The organism is Chryseobacterium sp. POE27 (assembly GCF_039727685.1).
Classification (GTDB): domain Bacteria; phylum Bacteroidota; class Bacteroidia; order Flavobacteriales; family Weeksellaceae; genus Chryseobacterium.
The window spans coordinates 452268-470383 of record NZ_CP152475.1; the positions used below are offsets into that span (position 1 = coordinate 452268).

Here is an 18116-nt window from a genome sequence, read left to right on the forward strand (position 1 = left end):
CAGTTTACCGGTGAGCATTGTTAAATTGGTACATTGATAGATTGTTACATTAATGAATTTTCATTCTTCACCGCATTGATCATTTCTCTTTTTCCCGGTGGCCCCTGCTTCTTTTCTACTTTGAAATTAAGTTCCTGGAGAATCCTTCTTACGCTTCCTTTGGAAGAATAGGTTGTTAACAATCCGTTAACCGCCATTTTGTCAGAAACCATTTCAAATAAAGGTTTTTCCCAAAGATCGGGTTGTACTCTTGCCCCGAAGCAATCATAATATACAAGGTTTATTTTTGGTAAGTCAATGTTTTTCAGGTCGAAAAAATCGCATTGTATCTTTTTTAAAGTAAAACCATTAATGATTTCAGTCTGTTTTTCCCAGTCTGCCTGATGAATTTTTTGATAAATATTTTTGAATTCCGGGTTATCAAAGAGTTCAAAATATGCCAAATCGTTCATTTCCGATTCATTTATGGGATATTTCTCAAGGGTAAAATAGTTGATGACATGATTTTTGTCAGTTTTTAAATATTCATTAATTGTCACCAAAACATTCAAACCTGTTCCAAAACCGAGTTCTAAAATATTAATTTCATAATTATTTATTAAATTTAATCCATTTTTAATAAACACGTGTTCTGCTTCCTGAAGCGCTCCGTGATGGGAATGATAGTTTTCATTTAAATCGTTGATATATAATGTTTTGCTACCGTCATTCGTGGTTTTAATTTCTCTTTCCAAGCTATTTTTTTACAAATTTACTCTAAAATTTTTATATTTAGAAAATTATGTTAAATTTGTAGAACATCATAAAAAATTTTAGAAATGATAATTCAAAAAACTGAAAACTCCCGGATTTCTGCATTCGACCCAAACAATTTTTCATTCGGAAATACTTTTATTGATCATATGATCATCTGCGAGTATGAAAATGGAAAGTGGGGTGATGTAAAATTGGTTCCTTATGGTCCTTTAATGTTTACTCCTGCGATGATGGGCGTAAATTACGGACAAGCTTGTTTTGAAGGTATGAAAGCCTATAAAGACAAAGACGGACAGGTTTTCCTTTTCAGGCCTGAAAAGAATTTTGAACGTATCAACAAGTCGGCAAAACGTCTGGCAATGCCGGAAGTAACGGAAGAAATGTTTCTTGATGGATTAAAAGCATTGGTAGACATCGACAGAGACTGGATCCCTCAGGGTGAAGGAATGTCATTGTACATCAGACCATTGATCTTTGCTACCGAAGAAGCTCTGAAGGCAAGAGTTGCCAATAAATATATGTTTGCTATTGTGGCGACACCTGCAAAAAGCTATTACACAGAGCCTGTTTCTGTAAAAATCTCTGACCACTATTCAAGAGCAGCAAGCGGTGGAGTAGGTTCTGCTAAAGCTGCAGGAAACTATGCGGCTTCTTTTTATCCTACACAATTGGCTATCGAAGAAGGCTATGAGCAGATCATCTGGACCGATGATTCTACCCATGAGTACTTTGAAGAAAGCGGAACGATGAATGTATTTGTTAGAATCAACGATACGATTTATACTCCGCCGACATCAGAAAAAATTCTTGACGGAGTTACCAGAGACAGTTTTATTCAGTTGGCTAAAAAGAGAGGAATTGAAGTGAAAATAGAGCCTATTAAAGTAAAAGACGTGATCGAAGCCCAGAAAAACGGAACACTTAAAGAAGTTTGGGGTGTTGGAACAGCTGTGGTGACAACTGTTTTCCAGGCTTTAGGATACAATGGTGAAAAACTTCAGTTGCCAAGATTGTCTGACGAGGAAAGCTATGCTGAATTGCTTAAGAAAGACCTTGTCAATATTCAGAGCAATCTTTCAGAAGATCCTTTTGGATGGAGAGTTCAGGTAGATCATGTATTGGAAACTGTTTAATTTTTAAGCTTAAAATAATTGTAAAAGCCGGGATTTCCCGGCTTTTTTGCGTTTAAATAATATCTCTACTCCTTTCATTCTGAACAAAATGAAGTGAAGAATCTCTAACAACCTACTGATAAGATTTTTTCCTCACAATGACAAAAAATGGCTTCAGCCCTAGCCTGATTGCAGCAATTGTCTGAGCTCATTTTTTCAGTTTCGGCGGCGCAGCGGAGCTGCGCCGCCGAAACTGAAAAAATAGCGAGTGCTAAAAGCCGGATAAAGCTTCAAAGACCAAGCTGGTACATTTAAAAAATGTGTTCAGAATAGCAATAAAATGTTTAAACTTTAGTTTACAAGTTTTGTTAATCATTCCTGAAATGTGTATTTTCGCAAAAGTTTATGAAAAAAATACTCTTCATATCGGTTCTCAGTTTATTTGGCTGTAGCAAGAATGCGCAGACGCATCCGCCTGTTGGGGGAGTTCTCAGCAAGAATGATCTTGATATTTCCAGGCAGCGAATGAAAAACCTGAATGCACAGGAAAGATATCATATCCAGGAATGGATCAACAATCAGCCTGTGAAATTTTATCCTACCCAGCTTAATTATTGGGTGAATGTTCAGGGATTTGACCAAAGACAGAGAAGGCAGGACGAAAGCTTCATTTCCTATTCGTATGATCTTTACGATTTTGATCAGACCAAGATTTATGACCGGCCGATCCAGAGAAGGGAAGCCAGATTCGGACATTTTGATGAGCTGAAAGCAGTAGAAGATGCTTTGCGTTTTATACATGATGGTGAGGAAGTTACAATTTTGGTCCCTTCAGCGCTTGCGTACGGTACGTACGGAGACGAGAAGAAAATAGACAACGATATCCCGTTAATCATAAAATTAAAAGCATTATAATCAATGAAATTGTTTAACAAGAATATAATTCTGGCAGCGGCAAGTATTTCGCTCATGAGTTGTACACCAATTTATAAAAAAATGAACGTAGACAAAGAAACTTACGAAGGTCTTAATGACGGACTTTATGCAAATCTTCAGACAACGAAAGGTAATATGATCGTAAAGCTTGAAGATAAAAAGGCTCCTGTAACTGTGGCTAATTTTATTGGTCTTGCAGAAGGAAAGATAGAAAATAAGGCAAAAGCGAAAGGTGTTCCTTACTATGACGGAACGATTTTCCACAGAGTAATTAAAGATTTCATGATCCAGGGAGGAGATCCTCAGGGAACAGGAATGGGAGATCCGGGATATAAATTTGAGGACGAAAGAAACGACCTTAAACATACAGGAAAAGGAATCCTTTCTATGGCAAATTCAGGACCGAATACCAACGGTTCTCAGTTCTTCATCACGGAAGTAGCTACCCCTTGGTTGGACGGGAAACATACGATCTTCGGGAAAGTGGTAAAAGGAGAAGATGTGATCGATACGATTGCCAACGTAGAAAAAGGACCTCAGGATAAGCCTAAAACAGATATCGTATTAGAGAAAGTTTCCGTTTTCAGTAAAGGTGACGAATACAAAAACTACGATGCTGCCAAAACTTTTAACGAAGGAAAAGCAAAAATCGCTGAAAACAATAAAGCTTATTTAGCTAAAGAAGAAGCTGAAAAGAAGAAAAAAGAAGAGGAATTCAAAGCAAACCAGGAGAAAATGGTGGAGAATTTAAAAGCAGGAATGCAGAAAACAGAATCCGGACTTTACTATAAAATCACCAAAACTACTGATGGAAAAGCTCCGAAATCCGGTGACAATGTTTCTGTACACTATGCGGGAAAACTGGTTGACGGTTCCGAGTTCGATTCTTCATTCAAAAGAAATGAGCCGATCGAAATTCCTATCGGGATGGGAAGAGTAATCAAGGGCTGGGACGAAGGAATTCTTTTGTTAAAAGAAGGGGAAACCGCTACCTTACTAATTCCGCCGGCAATGGGCTACGGAGAAAGAGGTGCAGGAGGGGTGATCCCGCCAAACGCGTGGTTGATCTTCGATGTTGAGCTTGTAAAAGTGAAATAATCAGACTTTACAATATATTTTAAAAGCCGTCCGGAAGGATGGCTTTTTTTTACGCAGCTACACAAAGATTGTAACAATCTCTCAGAATCCTGCGACAGATCAGAAAGAATAACGTCACTCTGAGTAGATTTAAAAAAAATAGTATCGAAAAGCTTATTTAAATAAGCTCAAAAAGGTCTCGATAATTTTCATTTCATTACGAAAAAACACTCGAACCTGACGTTAATAAAGTTTAAATTAAATTATGAAAATCAAATCACTTCTGTTTCTCTTCGTGTTGTTATCATTAATGACTTTTGCACAGACAAAAGCCAATCCTGATGATGCAGCCATCAAAAAATCGCTTACCTATTTTGCTAACACTATTAAAACCAAGCAGATCGATCAGGCAGTAAACTGTATTTATCCCAAGTTTTTCACCGTAATTCCGAAAGACCAGATGACCCAGCTTATGAACATGACGTACAATAATCCCTTCATGAAAATTGATCTTCAGAACCTTCAGTTTGGAAATATTGAAAAACCGGAACTCATCAATGGAGAATATTTCTCAATTGCCCACTATATTTTTACCATGAAATGCAATATGAGTTCCCTGAATGATGAGATGAAAAAGCAGCTCAGTACAATGCTGACAAAAAGATACGGTAAAAACAACGTAAAATATCTGCCCAAAGAAGGTGTCTACCTTATCAATGCCACCATGAAAGCCTGCGCGGTTTCCAAAGACCGTAAATCATGGAAGTTTGTAGTACTGGAAAAGGAATATAAGCCTCAGCTGGTAAAGGTGCTTCCGAAAAAAGGTATTGGATAAAATTTAGAATTTTTAATGTATTATAGAAAGCTGTCCGTTGGGATGGCTTTTCTATTTTCACATCCTCACAAAAAAACCTTATTTTAGCCATAAAATAAGTTAATGCAAAAAATCCTATACTCACTCTTCCTATTCTCAGCAGTTACCATTTTCGGACAGTCTAAAAAGTTTTTTGAAAAAGGAGAAGTGCAGATTTTGCATCCGGTCGAAAAAGTAAATCTGAGATTTGAAAACAATCTGCCATTTGTGAAAGTGAGCATCAATGGGAAATTCTATAACTTCCTGTTTGATACCGGCGCGCCGACTGTTGTTTCTCAAACGATTTATGAGGAACTCAATCTTAAGAAAAAGTATAAAAAATCCATTAAAGATTCCGACGAAAAGGTACAGCAGCAGATCTTCACCGAGCTTCCGGAAATGAAGATAGACGGACTGATCTTTAAAAATGTAGGGGCAATTGTTCTCGACCTCAATTCTGCGGAGCTGGGTTGCCTGAAAGTCGATGGTATTATTGGAGCCAATCAGATGGCTAAACTTTTCTGGAAGATTAATTATTCAGAAAATTTACTGGAGGCATCAAATGATATTTATGCTTTTAATACAAAGGATTATGAAGTAGTCATTCCTTTCGAGAGCCAGCCACAGAAAACTCCGGTAATAAATATCTCACTGTTAAATAAAGATATAAAGCTTACTTTCGATACCGGCTTTTCCGGCAGGCTGGAAATATCGGGTGACAATATAGATCCGAAAACACTTCAGCACGTTGTAAAAACTTTCGGGACCCGTACCACCGGTGCATTCGGAACTGCCATGCCGGCACCGGGATATATTTTTCGGGCAGATTCCGTGAAAATGGGAAATACTATGTTTCAGAAGGAAAGAATGGCTACCGGAAAAACGGATCTCATAGGCAACGAATTTTTTAAGGATTTCATTTTTATCCTCGACTGGAAGAATAACAGGATTTATATGAAAAGAATCATTACCAGTCCTTCTACTCTTGAATCTTTCGGATTCAGCTACCGTTTTGTTAATGGAAATGCGATGGTCACTTTTATCTTTGAGGATGAAAATTTCCCGCTGAAGATAGGGGATGCGATCCTCAGCATCGATGGCATAAAGCTTGAAAATCTTGACAAAGATACGGCCTGTCATTATTTCATCAACCGAGTGGAAAAAGATCAGAATACCCTCAATCTAAAGATTAAAAGAGGTGGAGAAACCTTTGAGGTAAAGCTTGATAAAAAGGTGTATCTGGAGTAGTTTCTTCCATATCATTGCGAGCGTTGCGTTAAAGATTTAAACGCAACGATGCAAGGTTTCTTTTAAATTAAATTTCGCATATTTTCCGTTCGCAAGGGAGTTGCGCTAAAGATTCAAATGCAGATAGGAATGGAAAATCTGTATTTTATTTTACATTGTTTTGCATTTTATGGAGAAAACTTGTTGCGAGGGTGCAACATACTTTCTGGGTCACCAGAAAAGTCATTGCGAGGGTGTGACAAACTTTCTGGGTTACCCGAAACCTTGTTGCAAGGGTGCGACAAACTTTCGGGTGTTCCCGAAAAGTCATTGCAAAGGTGCAACAGCTTTTCGGGAAAGAAATACAATTAGAGATAATTTCATAAAAAAACCGCTCTTTTAAGGAACGGTTGAATATATTTACCAGTTTTTATCAATCATATAAATAAGCTGTGTCATCGCCACTGCTCCCAGCAGAAGCTCTCTGCGATTTACCTTTTCAAAAGTATCTTCTTCCGTATGGTGTATATCGAAATACCGTTGAGAGTCGGGAACCAGCTCTGCGGTCGGAATTCCCATATCGTGAAGCGGATAAAGATCAGTTCCGGAATAGGTATTTTTAAAATCATAAATTCCGTATGGCAAAAACAGATCTGACCAACTCTGAATCTGTTTTCTTTTTTTCGTTATCCATATCAAGAGAAATTCCACGTGGGGTAAATCCACCGGCATCCGTTTCAATGGCAAAAAGATGTTTCTCATTATTCTCTTTAACCGTTTTTCCATACTGAACACCACCTTTTACACCGTTTTCTTCATTAGCGAAACAGACAACGCGTATGGTATGATTGTTTTTAATTCCTAAATTTTAAAAGTCCGCAACACTTCAATACTCTGAACGATTCCTGCTCCGTCATCATGAGCCCCTTCACCGACATCCCATGAATCAAGATGTCCACCTACTACGATCACACTTTGATCTTTTTTTGCCGGTAATTTCCCCGATAACAGAATGGGAAAGTTTTTCACCTTTCATCCCGCAGTTAGAATTAAGTTTGGCGACAGTTTTTTGAGATTTTAAAAGCAAAGCCAGTTCATCAGCAGTGGTACTTCCGATAGCTACGGCAGGAATTTTCTTATCGTCTGCATAACGCATTGCTCCCGTATGCGGAACATCGTCAAAAGCAGAAGAAAGTGACCGGATAATAGCAAATTTACCACCCTTTTTCGCTGTTAAAGAAGCTGCCGTTGATCTGTATTTGGCAGCATCACTGTATCCTCTGAAAGTCTCGATATACGTCTGACTGAAAGGATAATTAAAGAAAACGATCTTATCTTTCACCTGATCCGGGGTAAGCTTTTCATATTCTTCCATCGAACGTACCATGATGATCTCTCCGGTAACATCTTTTCCGCCCGTACCTTCGGAATTCCCGAGGGAAAGCATTTTAAGATTTTTCCATGTTCCGTTGGAGACTTTGATCTGTAACGATTCTTTTCCTCTCACCCAGACCGGGATCATCACTTCCTGCAGCCATACTTTGTCGGCTCCTGCATCACGAAGCTTTTGCTCTGCCCATTTTACTGCTTTTTCGTAAGATTCAGAACCGCTGAGACGATGGCCAATGTTTTTGGTTAAATCTCTCAGTTCATTATAGGCTTTTCCTTTATTTAATATCTCTGTAGAAATTTCTGCAAACCGTACAGAATCTTGTTTTATTTGGCTGGATACTTCTACACCAATAAAAAGTAAAGCTGATACTAAAAATAAATTATTTTTTTTGATCTTCATAAAATTGTGGTGTAATATTAATATGATAATACAAATATTGCATAATTGCTAATCAATAAAATTTAAAAATTCAATATTACTTGTATCTAATTCAGAATCTAAACTATCGATGATATTGTCTGCAAAGGATATTGGTATAACAGTACCATAACCTAAATCATCATATTTGCCTTCACCTGTAGGAATATTTACTGCTACTCCGACAACCATGCCTTTATCATTGATAATTGGACCTCCACTATTTCCAGCTTGTATCTTTGCTGTTATTAGAATAAGATCTTCTCTTATCCATATGTCTTCTGCAATTGAAACAACGGCGCCTCTGGTTGCAGTATATCTTGCAGAAACCGTTGCTTTTTCAGCAGTTAAAAAATTATGAAAACCAGGAATTTTAGGATATCCTAATGCCATAACTTCTTCTAATATATTCACTTCATTTTTAAAATATATAGAATCAGTAATATCGCTAGGAAGTTTTATGTAAATTAAATCCATTCCTTTTTTAGGAGAAATATAAAAAATTGCTGACTTAAGATCTTCTTCTGAAATACCTTTAACTGCAATCTTATTAGCTCCTTCTATACAGTGTTTTGCTGTAACAATGCCTCCTCTATAGATGAATGCACTTCCAATAGACTGATCTCCTTTATTATCAATGTTGAGTATAGGTATAACGTATCTTTTATAATGATCATATATAAACTCAAATCCATATATAGTCGAGGATAATTGTACGTTTCTCAAGTCAAATATTAATTTATTAGATAAAGAACTTCTGTCGTTCAGCAAGCAATAATAGGAGTTTTCCATATCCATAAATCCTCCTCTATTAATGACAGTTAATGAATTATCTTTTACAAGCTTATCACAAATCATAGCTACAATTTGTGGTTGTGGGGCTTCCACCTTATTATATTTACCTTTATAATAATCGCAGAATTCTTGCACCGTACGTCCTGTATTTTTTCCGTTCCCTAAAGCTTTTAATTCAGAAAAAAATATTAGCAGTTCTATAGGAATATATTTATATTCTTTATAGTAATTATTTAATGTCATAAAATTTATTTTAATTACAAATTTATTTTACCAGTTTTTATCAATCATAAACACCATCTGTGTCATCGCAACTGCACCCAACAAAAGTTCTCGCTTATTCACCTTATCGAACGTATCTTCTACCGAATGATGGTAATCGAAATATCTTTGCGTATCAACAACCAATTCAGCTAATGGAATGTCCAGTTTTTTCAGTGGGGAAATATCCTGAATGGCTTCGGTCTGGTCGAAATCATAGACGCCATACGGAAGGAAATAATTTTTCCATTCAAAGATCTGCCTTCTTCTCTGGGGCGACATATCCAGTGAAAAGCCTCTTGGCGAATACCCTCCGGCATCGGTTCCGAGTGCAAAAACGTGCTTTTCGTCTTTTTTCTTAACATAGGTGGCATACATTTCCCGGCCCTGTCCGCCATTTTCACTGTTGGCATACAGCACCACACGAATCGTATGATTATTGTCGATGCCAAGTGCTTTGATGGTTCTCAAAACCTCGATACACTGTACAACACCGGTTCCGTCATCAATAGCTCCTTCCCCAAAATCCCACGAATCCAATTGCGCTCCGAGAACAATTACTTTAGAATCTTTTTTACCCGGTATTTCGGCAATGATGTTGGGATTCGTTGTTTCACCTTTTGATTCGGCGGTCATGTTTATTTTAGCTGTTACTTTCTGTTTTTTGAGTAGCTTTTCCAGCTCATCTGCAGATTTTGCACCGATGGTCATGGCAGGAATTTTCATTTTATCATCCGGCTCATAATAGATCATTTTGGCGTGTGGAGTGTCGTCGTTTGCGGTGGTCAGTGACCGTATGATTAACGCTTTAGCGCCTGTTTTTGCAATCACGGAAGGGGAGATGAGCTTTGATTTTGCCGTAATCAGGTAAGAATCGCTGGTGTTGATGATTCTTGGGTCCATAGGAAGGTTGACAAATACTATCTTGTCCTTCAGCTGTCCCACGGACATGGCGTTGAGTTCGGAAGTGCTGTTAATGAGTACGATTTCACCGACCATATCTTTGCCTTTTGTCCCTTCAGAGTTTCCGAAAGACAGCATTCTGATGTTTTTCCATTCCCCATTTCCTGTTTTTATCTGTAGGGATTCTTTTCCCCTAATCCAAATAGGAGCTTTGGCTTCCTGTCTCCAGATCATTTCGATTCCGATTTCCTTCAGTTTTCTTTCGGCCCATTCTACGGCTTTCATATAGCCGGAAGTCGCACTGAATCGCGGTCCTATGCCTTTGGTAAGTTCACCAAGGTTATTGTAGGCGGTTCCGTTCATCATGATCTCGTCGGAGATTTTTTTAAACTCATCATGATAGTTGAGTTTTTGTGTGATGCCGGACTTCTTTACCGGTTTTTTCAACGGTTTTTTTTGAGAAAATAAAAATCCACCCAAAAAGAGTGGAATGATAATGAAGATCTTTTTCATTTATTATTTACCTTTCTTTTTCCATGCTAAAAGTAAGGAAAAATTGGTTAGTTTTTACTGTTTCATATCGTACATCAAAAGGGCAGTAACGAGTTTAGGCTCAATGAATGTACATTTTGGCGGCATGCTCAGCTTCAGATCGGAAATTTTAATCATATCGTTAAAACTCACAGGGTAAATCCCGAAACCTGCTACTGCTTCACCATTGTCTACTTTCTCTTTAAGATAATTGATTCCTTCAAGACTGGAAGTTCCTTTTACATAGTCTATCTTTTCGGAGCTGTCGGGATCTTCGATCTTTAATATGTTTTTGAAGATAAATTTATCAAGAAGATGATGATCAAGATTATCCAATGACATTTCCTGAGAACGAAGGTCGTGCTTTACGTGAAGAGAGTAGAATTTTCCGCCCAGATACATCGAAATATGGAATTTCTGTGAAGGGAAATATGCCGTTTCTCCTTTTTCGTGAATGAGGAAATATTTTTCCAGTTCACTTAAAAATTCTTCATTCGAAAGTCCGTTAAGATCCGTCACGATTCTGTTGTAATCATGAATTTTAATAGACTGGTTGGATACGATAAAGCTATAGACGAAATTGTAAAGTTCTGTTCCGTTATGTCTTTTGTTTTTATCTTTCTGGTGTTTGGCATTAAGAGCCGTAGAACCGATCCTATGGTGGCCATCGGCAATGTAGAAAGCATCGATCTGGTCGATCACTTCTTTAAACTGCTGCAGTTTCAGACGGTTATCGATTCTCCATATCTTATGCCTGATTCCTTTGGTATCCACATGATTGAAGATCGGAACGTTCTTTTCTTCATGATTCATCAGCAGTTCAATCTTGGAATTGGCAGGGTAGGTAAGCAATACAGGCTCTGCCTGAATGTTTACCTTTTCCAGATAATGAGCCAGTTTTTCCTTTTTTTGAGGAATGGTACTTTCATGCCTTTTGATCTTTCCACTCCAGAAATCCTCGATGCTTGCCAATCCTAAAAGCCCTCTGAAAACCTGTTTGCTGGGATAGATCTGCTCATAAAGATAATACGCCGAATTGTCCTGAACGAGTTTGTTCTCATCCATTAATTCTTCAAACGTAGACCGGATTTTTCTTAAATTCCTGTCGATATCTTTAGATTTACTGACAACATATGGCTTTATCATATTGATGTAAGTATCTTCAACTTGAGCTTTTTCCGCTATCTCTTCCTGGGTGAAATTGTCCAGAGGATGAGTAGGGAAAGTACTCTCATAGTCTTTATGAGGTCTTATTCCGCGAAAAGGTTTAAAAACAGGCATATTTTATTTTATAGTTTCTTTTATCTTGATAATCTGTTCTGCAAGCTCTATTCCGATTTTCTCCTGAGCATCCACTGTGTTTCCTCCTACGTGTGGTGAAAGTGACAGGGCAGGATTCATGAGAAGAAGTACTTCAGGATTGGGTTCTTTTTCAAAAACATCCAGCGCAGCACCGGCTACTTTTCCTGATTCAATAAAATCGATCAGGGTTACTTCATTAATGACGCCTCCTCTTGCAGTATTTACGATGTAGACTCCGTCTTTCATTTTTTCAAACTGAGGCGTGTCTATGATATATTCATTGGTTTTAGGGGTGTTGATGCTGATAAAGTCTGCTTCTTTAAGGAAAGCATCCATATCATTGGTGGAAGTGATCTCAAACTTTACCGACTGTCCGTCGAAAAACTCAAGGGTAATAACTTTTGTCTGAGGCTTTCTGGTAAGAACAATTACTTTCATTCCCAGAGAAATTCCCATTTTCACGACTTCCTGGCCTATGCTTCCAAAACCGATCACTCCTAAGGTTTTTCCTGAAAGTTCATACGCCTTACTGAAGGACTTTTTCATGGCATCAAAATGCGTTTCTCCTTCCAGAGGCATCAGTCTGTTGGATTCGTGAAGGAATCTCGCCAATGAAAAGAAATGCCCGAAAACAAGCTCTGCCACCGATTTTGACGATGCGTTTGGTGTATTGATAACATACAGACCTTTATCGATAGCATATTCCACATCGATATTATCCATTCCTATACCGCCTCTTCCGACGATTTTCAGCCCCGGACAGGCATCTATAAGTTCCTGTCTTACTTTGGTGGCACTTCTTACGAGAAGAACATCAACCTGATTGTCGTTGATGAATTTAATAACATGATCCTGTGCAACTCTGTTGTCCAGAATTTCAATCCCGGCATCTTTCAATGCCTGTTCGCCTGCTTTGGAAATACCGTCGTTAGCTAAAACCTTCATGGATTTTTATTTAATTTAAAGATTTAAAAATTAGAATATTTAAAAATTCTAAACCGACTCGCAAATTAAGAAATTTTAAAATAATGATACTCATCTTTTAATCTTTGAATTTTTTACTATTTAAATTATTTGAACGATTTCATTACGTCTACCAGAACCTGAACACTCTCGATCGGTAAAGCATTGTAAAGGCTCGCTCTGTAGCCTCCAAGACTTCTGTGTCCGTTCAGTCCGCTGATTCCTGCAGCTTTCCAGGCATTGTCGAATTCCTCTTTTTTTGCTTTCATCGGTAATTTTGAAGGAAACATTCATTAAAGAACGGTCTTCTTTTACGCAGAACGTTTCAAATAACGGATTGCTGTCAATTTCATCATACAAAAGTTTTGCTTTGGCTTCATTTCTTGCTTCAGCACCGGCAATTCCACCATTGTTTTCCAAATGTTGTAATGTAAGTAAAGACGCATAAACCGGGAAAACTGGTGGCGTATTATACATCGATTCCTTGGCAATATGTTGAGAGTAATCCAGAATGGAGAACATGTTTTCTCTTCCTGTTTTACCCAGAATTTCTTTTTTAATAACAACCAACGTAACTCCTGCAGGTCCCATGTTTTTCTGGGCTCCGGCGTAGATCAGGTCGAATTTTGAGAAATCCAGCTGTCTTGAGAAAATATCAGAACTCATATCGCAGACCATTAAGGTATCCACTTCCGGGAAAGATTTCATCTGCGTTCCATAGATGGTATTGTTAGAGGTACAATGGAAATAATCATATTCCGCACCCACCTTATAATCTTTTGGAATAAATGAATAATTTTCTTCTTTTGAAGAACCTACAACATCTACGGTTCCAACTTTTTTGGCTTCTTTAATAGCTCCTGCAGCCCATGTTCCTGTATCAAGATAAGCTGCTTTACCACCAACTTTCATTAAGTTGTAGGGGACCATGGCAAACTGTAAGCTTGCTCCGCCTCCCAAATATAAAACTTCGTAATCATCTCCTAAGTTCATCAGTCTTTTTACAATGGCGCGGGCTTCATCCATTACCGCAACAAAATCTTTGCTTCTGTGCGAAATTTCAAGAAGAGACAATCCAATCCCGTTAAAATCTAAAATAGCCTGTGCCGATTTTTCGAAAACTTCCTGAGGTAAGATACATGGTCCTGCGCTAAAGTTGTGTTTTTTGCTCATAGTATTTATTTTTTGGTTGCTGTAAAAATGTACTCTTACAGCTTCATTTATAGTTTGTTGATGAAAAATAAAGATTTAATATATAAAAAACCGCCTCATGATGTATGAGACGGCAGTTTTTATTCTCCGTGTAAGAATGCTTTTTTTATTTAGCAGTGCTTCTTCAGTTTCTACGTGATCTTCATCCGGAACACAGCAGTCTACCGGGCATACTGCGGCACATTGTGGCTCTTCATGGAAACCTTTACACTCTGTACATTTATCTGTTACAATGAAATAAACATCATCACTTACAGGTTCCTGTGGTGCATCTGCGTCTACCGTAAGGCCTGATGTTAATGTTACAGTACCTTTTAATTCTGTACCCTCTGAAGCTTTCCAATCTACTGCTCCTTCATAAATTGCATTATTTGGACATTCTGGTTCGCATGCCCCGCAATTAATGCATTCATCAGTTATTTTAATAGCCATTGCTAATTTTTTTTAAATTTGCACAAAATTACAAAATATTCCCCAATTTTACAGTACTTATGAATATTGAAAATAAAGTTTTAGGACTTATAGAACTGAGTCGTTATATATCAGGATTTTTAGCAAAAAAAAGTGAAGATTATAACGAAAATGATGTTGATTTTGAGCTTTTAATAAAAAAGTCTGAAATTGAGAATCCATGGTTTACCGTTGAAAATCAGAAATTTGCTTTACAACAATGGGCTAATCTGCTCACGGAGGATCATATAAATAACTGGCTTAAAGAATATTCCATTTCAAAAACACAGAAAAGGGTAGGACTTATTCTGGCGGGAAATATTCCTTTGGTTGGGTTTCATGATGTAATTTCCGTGGTATTGAGCAATCATATTCCCGTAATCAAATTATCATCAAAAGACAGATACATGATTCCGTTTTTGCTTAAAAAATGGAATGAATTTTCCGGAGGAAATGTGAAGTTTGAATTTGTAGAAAGGCTTGAAAACTTTGATGCAGTAATTGCTACAGGTAGCAACAATACCGCAAGATATCTAGAGTATTACTTTAAAAATCACCTGCACATCATCAGAAAAAACAGAACTTCAGTCGCGGTTTTAAAAGGAGACGAAACCGAAGAGGAATTGAAACTTCTGGCTGAAGATATTTTCAGATATTTCGGATTGGGTTGTAGAAATGTGACGAGACTTTTTTATTCCTCAGGATTATGTAATCGACAGGATTTTTGAAAGTTTCCTTGATTTTCAGGAGATTATCAATCATAATAAATATGCCAACAATTATGAATATAACAGAGCAGTTTATCTTTTAAATCAGGAAAAATTCTGGGACAATAATTTTGTGATGATGAAAGAGGATGAAAAGCTCTTCAGTCCACTTTCGGTGATCAATTTCAGCAGATACTCTTCTCTGGATGAAGTAACAAATTTCATTACTGAAAATGAAGAAAATATTCAGTGTGTGGTAGCAAAAAAAGGAGCTTGGTTTAGATTCAATTGATCTTGGAGAAGCTCAAAACCCCGGTCTGGATACTTATGCAGACAATGTTGATACGATGAAATTTTTATCAGTAATATAATTCTTCGTATCTTGCTGTCAACCAATCATGATTTATATGAAAAAAATATTTTTGATCTGTGCCGTTTTCGCTTTTCACTGGGCATTTTCCCAGCAAAGTAAAATAAAAGTAATTGAGAGCAAGAAAATTGAGCTTACTTCTGAACTGAGCAAAGACAAAATTGATTTTTACAATCAATCTTTCCTCAGATTTGTTGATGCACTGAAAATTTCCGATAAAGAGAAGCTCCAAACGATGATATCTGATAAAATAAAATACTATATTTCTGATGATATCATCAGAAATTTGGTTGGCGGAATAAGCTTTGACAGAAAAACGGAAGTTTATAAGTCGGGATATCAGAAATTGGATGAAAATGAAATCTATCCTGCCATTCAATACAAATATGCTGATGACAAGCAGGAACCGCCAAGGGATATCATCACTGTAATATTTGAAAATGATGGTAAAATTCTTGGTGTAAAGCCTGATTACAGCAGATAATTAAAAATAGTAATTAAAAAATTAGATAAATAAATGAAAACTATGATGACAGATGTTCTTGTCGGACATTCTTCTGATGTGGAGAAAGCTGACTTTTACAAAAAAACTTATATTCACGTTGCATTAGCAATTCTTGCGTTTATCGGGGTAGAAACTGTTTTATTACAAATAGTTCCGGATCAGCTGATCTTTGCCATGTTTGCTCAGAGATACATTTGGTTACTGATTATCGGAGTGTTCTGGATAGCTTCTGTTTTAGCTACAAAATGGTCGCTTTCGCTCAGTAAATCAACACAATATTTCGGTCTTGGGTTTTATATTTTGCTTGAAGCGGTTATTTTTCTTCCATTGATTAAAATAGCAACGCTGTATGCTGGTCCACAGGTAATTTTTCAGGCTGCAATGCTTACCATTGCGATGTTTGCAGGAATTTCTGCGGTAGCATTTACTTCAAAAAGAGATTTTTCTTTCCTTAGAAACATTATTGTTATCGGAGGATTTATTTCTCTCGGATTAATCGTAGGAGGAATGTTGTTCGGGTTCAATCTCGGACTTTGGTTCTCCGTAGGCATGGTAATTCTTGCTTCTGCAACGATTCTGTATCAAACGAGCAAATTGAAAGATTCTTACAGTACAAATCAGTATGTTGGCGCATCTTTGCAATTGTTTGCTTCAATTATGCTTTTATTCTGGTATATTTTGAGCATTTTAATGAGCAGAAGAAACTAAATTTAGTGATGATTTATGAATTATAAGTTATGAGTAAATCGACATTTTATAATTCATTTTTATAAACCCAAAAAATCCTGATGTTTATTCATCGGGATTTTTGTTTGGAAATTTAAAGGTATGATGCTTCGCAAAATTTATATTTCGTATTTATTGAAATTTTAAAATCTCTCAACTTTGAAATAAGATTTTATTTGTCAATCGATCCTAAAACCTTTTGAGCAAATGAGTTTAAAGCATCTTTTTCACTCATTCCGTTTTGTACATTAGCATGAACTTCAAGAGCTCCGCAGATATTGGTAATCAGTTCTCCGGCAACATTCATATCTTCTTCTGTAGTTCCTCTGAATTCTGTGAAGCTTTCCAATACTTCTAATGTCTTTTCCAGATTTTCAGGAGTCTGATTCTGATAAAACTGTCTTATAATTGGTAATTTCATTATAATTCATTAAATAAGTTAATTAAACTTTCTGCCTGGTTAGACTGAACCTGATTCACCAGTTCACCATTTCTGAAGATGGCAAAAGTCGGCAAATTATCTACTTTAGCGAGTTTTCTGCTTTCCGGCAATTTTTCTGCATCTACATAAAGAAAAGGAATATTATCATTTTCAGAAGCTAATTTTTTGAATTTCGGCTTCATAATTCTGCAGTTTCCGCACCATGTTGCGCCGTACTGTACGACTACTTTTTCATTTTCGCTTACGATATTCTGAAGCGTATCTTCTGTTAATTCTGTGTACATAAGTTAAATTTTAAAATAAAAATTTAACAATGTACCAATAGAACAATGTAACAGTTTATCAATCATTTTCTTCTGCATCATTGTTACATTATTAGATTGATACATTGCTAGATTAAAAATTTAGTTTTTCGCTAAATACTCAGCAGTAGAATTTCTGTCAGCTTTCATAGCTTCTTTTCCTTCTTCCCAGTTGGCAGGGCAAACTTCACCGTGCTTCTGAACGTGAGTATAAGCATCAATTAATCTTAAATATTCTTTTACGTTTCTTCCCAGCGGCATATCATTTACAGACTCGTGGAAAATTTTTCCTGTTTCGTCGATAAGATAAGTTGCTCTGTACGTAACGTTTGAACCTGTGAAAACTTCCTCGCCTTCATCATTATATTCAAAATCCTGATCAACAATTCCTAAAATATTGGCTAATTGTCTGTGAGTATCAGCTAAAAGCGGGTAAGTAACTCCTTCAATACCACCGTTATCCTTTGAAACATTAAGCCATGCAAAATGCACTTCGTTTGTATCACAAGAAGCACCGATTACTTTAGTGTTTCTTTTTTCAAACTCTCCTAGAGCTTCCTGAAAAGCGTGAAGCTCAGTCGGGCATACGAAAGTAAAATCTTTCGGATACCAGAACAAAAGAACTTTTTGCTGATTGGCTGTAGCTTCTTCAAAAACGTTGATTCTAAGATCATCACCCATTTCAGACATTGCATCAATGGTTACATTCGGGAATTTTTTTCCTACTAAAGACATAATTTCTTGTTTTTATTTAAATTTTTCTAGTGCAAATATAGAAATATTACATCTATCAATCAACTTGATATTGATAAATAAAATCTATAATTATTTTTAATCTGATAGAATAAAAAAAGTCCTGAATTCAGGACTTTCACT

19 protein-coding genes and 2 pseudogenes are annotated in these 18116 nt (G+C 36.8%); 8 read left to right on the forward strand and 13 right to left on the reverse strand.

Annotated elements, in window-relative coordinates; genetic code table 11:
* Positions 1–44 precede the first annotated feature (44 nt).
* Positions 45–734 carry a tRNA (5-methylaminomethyl-2-thiouridine)(34)-methyltransferase MnmD gene (gene mnmD / locus AAHI02_RS01980; protein WP_346985213.1) on the reverse strand — a complete coding sequence of 230 codons (690 nt, stop codon included), beginning with the start codon at positions 732–734 and terminating at the stop codon, positions 45–47.
* Positions 735–818: 84 nt separating this feature from the next.
* Here mnmD and AAHI02_RS01985 point away from each other — a divergent pair, with 84 nt between their 5' ends.
* From AAHI02_RS01985 to AAHI02_RS02005, 5 genes are all read left to right on the forward strand, one after another.
* Entirely contained in the window at positions 819–1889 is a 1071-nt protein-coding gene (locus tag AAHI02_RS01985) for a branched-chain amino acid aminotransferase (RefSeq protein ID WP_346985214.1), read from the forward strand.
* 384 nt (positions 1890–2273) lie between these two features.
* Positions 2274–2783 carry an FKBP-type peptidyl-prolyl cis-trans isomerase gene (locus AAHI02_RS01990; protein ID WP_346985215.1) on the forward strand — a complete coding sequence of 170 codons (510 nt, stop codon included), beginning with the start codon at positions 2274–2276 and terminating at the stop codon, positions 2781–2783.
* Between the two features lie 81 nt (positions 2784–2864).
* Positions 2865–3902 (forward strand): peptidylprolyl isomerase, encoded by a 1038-nt coding sequence (locus AAHI02_RS01995; protein ID WP_346986653.1) that lies wholly within the window; start codon positions 2865–2867, stop codon positions 3900–3902.
* 244 nt (positions 3903–4146) lie between these two features.
* On the forward strand, positions 4147–4716 hold the full coding sequence (locus AAHI02_RS02000; RefSeq protein WP_346985216.1) for a hypothetical protein: 570 nt from the start codon (positions 4147–4149) through the stop codon (positions 4714–4716).
* 102 nt (positions 4717–4818) lie between these two features.
* Positions 4819–5982, forward strand: coding sequence for an aspartyl protease family protein (locus AAHI02_RS02005; RefSeq protein ID WP_346985217.1), 1164 nt, complete (start codon positions 4819–4821; stop codon positions 5980–5982).
* Positions 5983–6381: 399 nt separating this feature from the next.
* On the opposite strand, the gene AAHI02_RS02010 is transcribed toward AAHI02_RS02005, so the two are convergent.
* The 9 genes and pseudogenes from AAHI02_RS02010 to AAHI02_RS02050 form a co-directional block, all read right to left on the reverse strand.
* On the reverse strand, positions 6382–6747 hold the full coding sequence (locus tag AAHI02_RS02010) for a hypothetical protein (RefSeq protein WP_346985218.1): 366 nt from the start codon (positions 6745–6747) through the stop codon (positions 6382–6384).
* A gap of 75 nt (positions 6748–6822) precedes the next feature.
* Positions 6823–6933 (reverse strand): M28 family peptidase, encoded by a 111-nt coding sequence (locus tag AAHI02_RS02015; protein ID WP_346985219.1) that lies wholly within the window; start codon positions 6931–6933, stop codon positions 6823–6825.
* A complete protein-coding gene (locus AAHI02_RS02020) occupies positions 6908–7753 on the reverse strand; it encodes a hypothetical protein (RefSeq protein WP_346985220.1) in 846 nt (281 codons plus the stop codon). The genes AAHI02_RS02015 and AAHI02_RS02020 overlap by 26 nt, the downstream gene beginning before the upstream one ends.
* Before the next feature lie 48 nt (positions 7754–7801).
* A complete protein-coding gene (locus AAHI02_RS02025) occupies positions 7802–8809 on the reverse strand; it encodes a S1C family serine protease (protein ID WP_346985221.1) in 1008 nt (335 codons plus the stop codon).
* 27 nt (positions 8810–8836) lie between these two features.
* Complete coding sequence (locus AAHI02_RS02030) at positions 8837–10243, reverse strand: M28 family peptidase (RefSeq protein ID WP_346985222.1); 1407 nt, start codon at positions 10241–10243, stop codon at positions 8837–8839.
* A gap of 54 nt (positions 10244–10297) precedes the next feature.
* A complete protein-coding gene (locus AAHI02_RS02035; RefSeq protein ID WP_346985223.1) occupies positions 10298–11542 on the reverse strand; it encodes a DUF1015 domain-containing protein in 1245 nt (414 codons plus the stop codon).
* Between the two features lie 3 nt (positions 11543–11545).
* Entirely contained in the window at positions 11546–12508 is a 963-nt protein-coding gene (locus tag AAHI02_RS02040; RefSeq protein WP_346985224.1) for a D-2-hydroxyacid dehydrogenase, read from the reverse strand.
* 125 nt (positions 12509–12633) lie between these two features.
* A pseudogene (gene serC / locus AAHI02_RS02045) lies at positions 12634–13699 on the reverse strand (3-phosphoserine/phosphohydroxythreonine transaminase).
* A 75-nt stretch (positions 13700–13774) separates the two neighbouring features.
* On the reverse strand, positions 13775–14170 hold the full coding sequence (locus tag AAHI02_RS02050; RefSeq protein ID WP_346985225.1) for a 4Fe-4S dicluster domain-containing protein: 396 nt from the start codon (positions 14168–14170) through the stop codon (positions 13775–13777).
* A 59-nt stretch (positions 14171–14229) separates the two neighbouring features.
* Here AAHI02_RS02050 and AAHI02_RS02055 point away from each other — a divergent pair.
* From AAHI02_RS02055 to AAHI02_RS02065, 3 genes and pseudogenes are all read left to right on the forward strand, one after another.
* Positions 14230–15266, forward strand: a pseudogene (locus AAHI02_RS02055) (acyl-CoA reductase).
* Positions 15267–15302: 36 nt separating this feature from the next.
* Positions 15303–15749 carry a peptidylprolyl isomerase gene (locus tag AAHI02_RS02060; RefSeq protein WP_346985226.1) on the forward strand — a complete coding sequence of 149 codons (447 nt, stop codon included), beginning with the start codon at positions 15303–15305 and terminating at the stop codon, positions 15747–15749.
* Positions 15750–15791: 42 nt separating this feature from the next.
* The gene (locus AAHI02_RS02065; protein ID WP_346986654.1) at positions 15792–16478 is read left to right on the forward strand and encodes a Bax inhibitor-1 family protein; all 687 of its coding nucleotides are present in this window, start codon (positions 15792–15794) and stop codon (positions 16476–16478) included.
* 190 nt (positions 16479–16668) lie between these two features.
* On the opposite strand, the gene AAHI02_RS02070 is transcribed toward AAHI02_RS02065, so the two are convergent.
* From AAHI02_RS02070 to AAHI02_RS02080, 3 genes are all read right to left on the reverse strand, one after another.
* Positions 16669–16917: a hypothetical protein gene (locus AAHI02_RS02070; RefSeq protein WP_055978832.1), complete on the reverse strand. Its 249-nt coding sequence runs from the start codon at positions 16915–16917 to the stop codon at positions 16669–16671.
* On the reverse strand, positions 16917–17222 hold the full coding sequence (locus AAHI02_RS02075) for a thioredoxin family protein (RefSeq protein ID WP_346985227.1): 306 nt from the start codon (positions 17220–17222) through the stop codon (positions 16917–16919). The genes AAHI02_RS02070 and AAHI02_RS02075 overlap by 1 nt, the downstream gene beginning before the upstream one ends.
* Before the next feature lie 120 nt (positions 17223–17342).
* A complete protein-coding gene (locus tag AAHI02_RS02080; RefSeq protein ID WP_346985228.1) occupies positions 17343–17975 on the reverse strand; it encodes a peroxiredoxin in 633 nt (210 codons plus the stop codon).
* Positions 17976–18116: the final 141 nt, after the last annotated feature.

What these genes read in the sequence shown, in the direction of transcription:
- AAHI02_RS02060 (WP_346985226.1), top strand. Translation starts at nt 15,303, where the DNA reads ATGAAAAAAATATTTTTGATCTGTGCCGTTTTCGCTTTTCACTGGGCA.
- AAHI02_RS02005 (WP_346985217.1), top strand. Translation starts at nt 4,819, where the DNA reads ATGCAAAAAATCCTATACTCACTCTTCCTATTCTCAGCAGTTACCATT.
- AAHI02_RS02010 (WP_346985218.1), bottom strand. Translation starts at nt 6,747, where the DNA reads ATGGAAAAACGGTTAAAGAGAATAATGAGAAACATCTTTTTGCCATTG.
- AAHI02_RS02075 (WP_346985227.1), bottom strand. Translation starts at nt 17,222, where the DNA reads ATGTACACAGAATTAACAGAAGATACGCTTCAGAATATCGTAAGCGAA.
- AAHI02_RS02020 (WP_346985220.1), bottom strand. Translation starts at nt 7,753, where the DNA reads ATGAAGATCAAAAAAAATAATTTATTTTTAGTATCAGCTTTACTTTTT.
- AAHI02_RS02050 (WP_346985225.1), bottom strand. Translation starts at nt 14,170, where the DNA reads ATGGCTATTAAAATAACTGATGAATGCATTAATTGCGGGGCATGCGAA.
- AAHI02_RS02000 (WP_346985216.1), top strand. Translation starts at nt 4,147, where the DNA reads ATGAAAATCAAATCACTTCTGTTTCTCTTCGTGTTGTTATCATTAATG.
- AAHI02_RS02030 (WP_346985222.1), bottom strand. Translation starts at nt 10,243, where the DNA reads ATGAAAAAGATCTTCATTATCATTCCACTCTTTTTGGGTGGATTTTTA.
- AAHI02_RS01985 (WP_346985214.1), top strand. Translation starts at nt 819, where the DNA reads ATGATAATTCAAAAAACTGAAAACTCCCGGATTTCTGCATTCGACCCA.
- AAHI02_RS02035 (WP_346985223.1), bottom strand. Translation starts at nt 11,542, where the DNA reads ATGCCTGTTTTTAAACCTTTTCGCGGAATAAGACCTCATAAAGACTAT.
- AAHI02_RS01990 (WP_346985215.1), top strand. Translation starts at nt 2,274, where the DNA reads ATGAAAAAAATACTCTTCATATCGGTTCTCAGTTTATTTGGCTGTAGC.
- AAHI02_RS02025 (WP_346985221.1), bottom strand. Translation starts at nt 8,809, where the DNA reads ATGACATTAAATAATTACTATAAAGAATATAAATATATTCCTATAGAA.
- AAHI02_RS02080 (WP_346985228.1), bottom strand. Translation starts at nt 17,975, where the DNA reads ATGTCTTTAGTAGGAAAAAAATTCCCGAATGTAACCATTGATGCAATG.
- AAHI02_RS02065 (WP_346986654.1), top strand. Translation starts at nt 15,792, where the DNA reads ATGATGACAGATGTTCTTGTCGGACATTCTTCTGATGTGGAGAAAGCT.
- AAHI02_RS01995 (WP_346986653.1), top strand. Translation starts at nt 2,865, where the DNA reads ATGAACGTAGACAAAGAAACTTACGAAGGTCTTAATGACGGACTTTAT.
- AAHI02_RS02040 (WP_346985224.1), bottom strand. Translation starts at nt 12,508, where the DNA reads ATGAAGGTTTTAGCTAACGACGGTATTTCCAAAGCAGGCGAACAGGCA.
- AAHI02_RS02070 (WP_055978832.1), bottom strand. Translation starts at nt 16,917, where the DNA reads ATGAAATTACCAATTATAAGACAGTTTTATCAGAATCAGACTCCTGAA.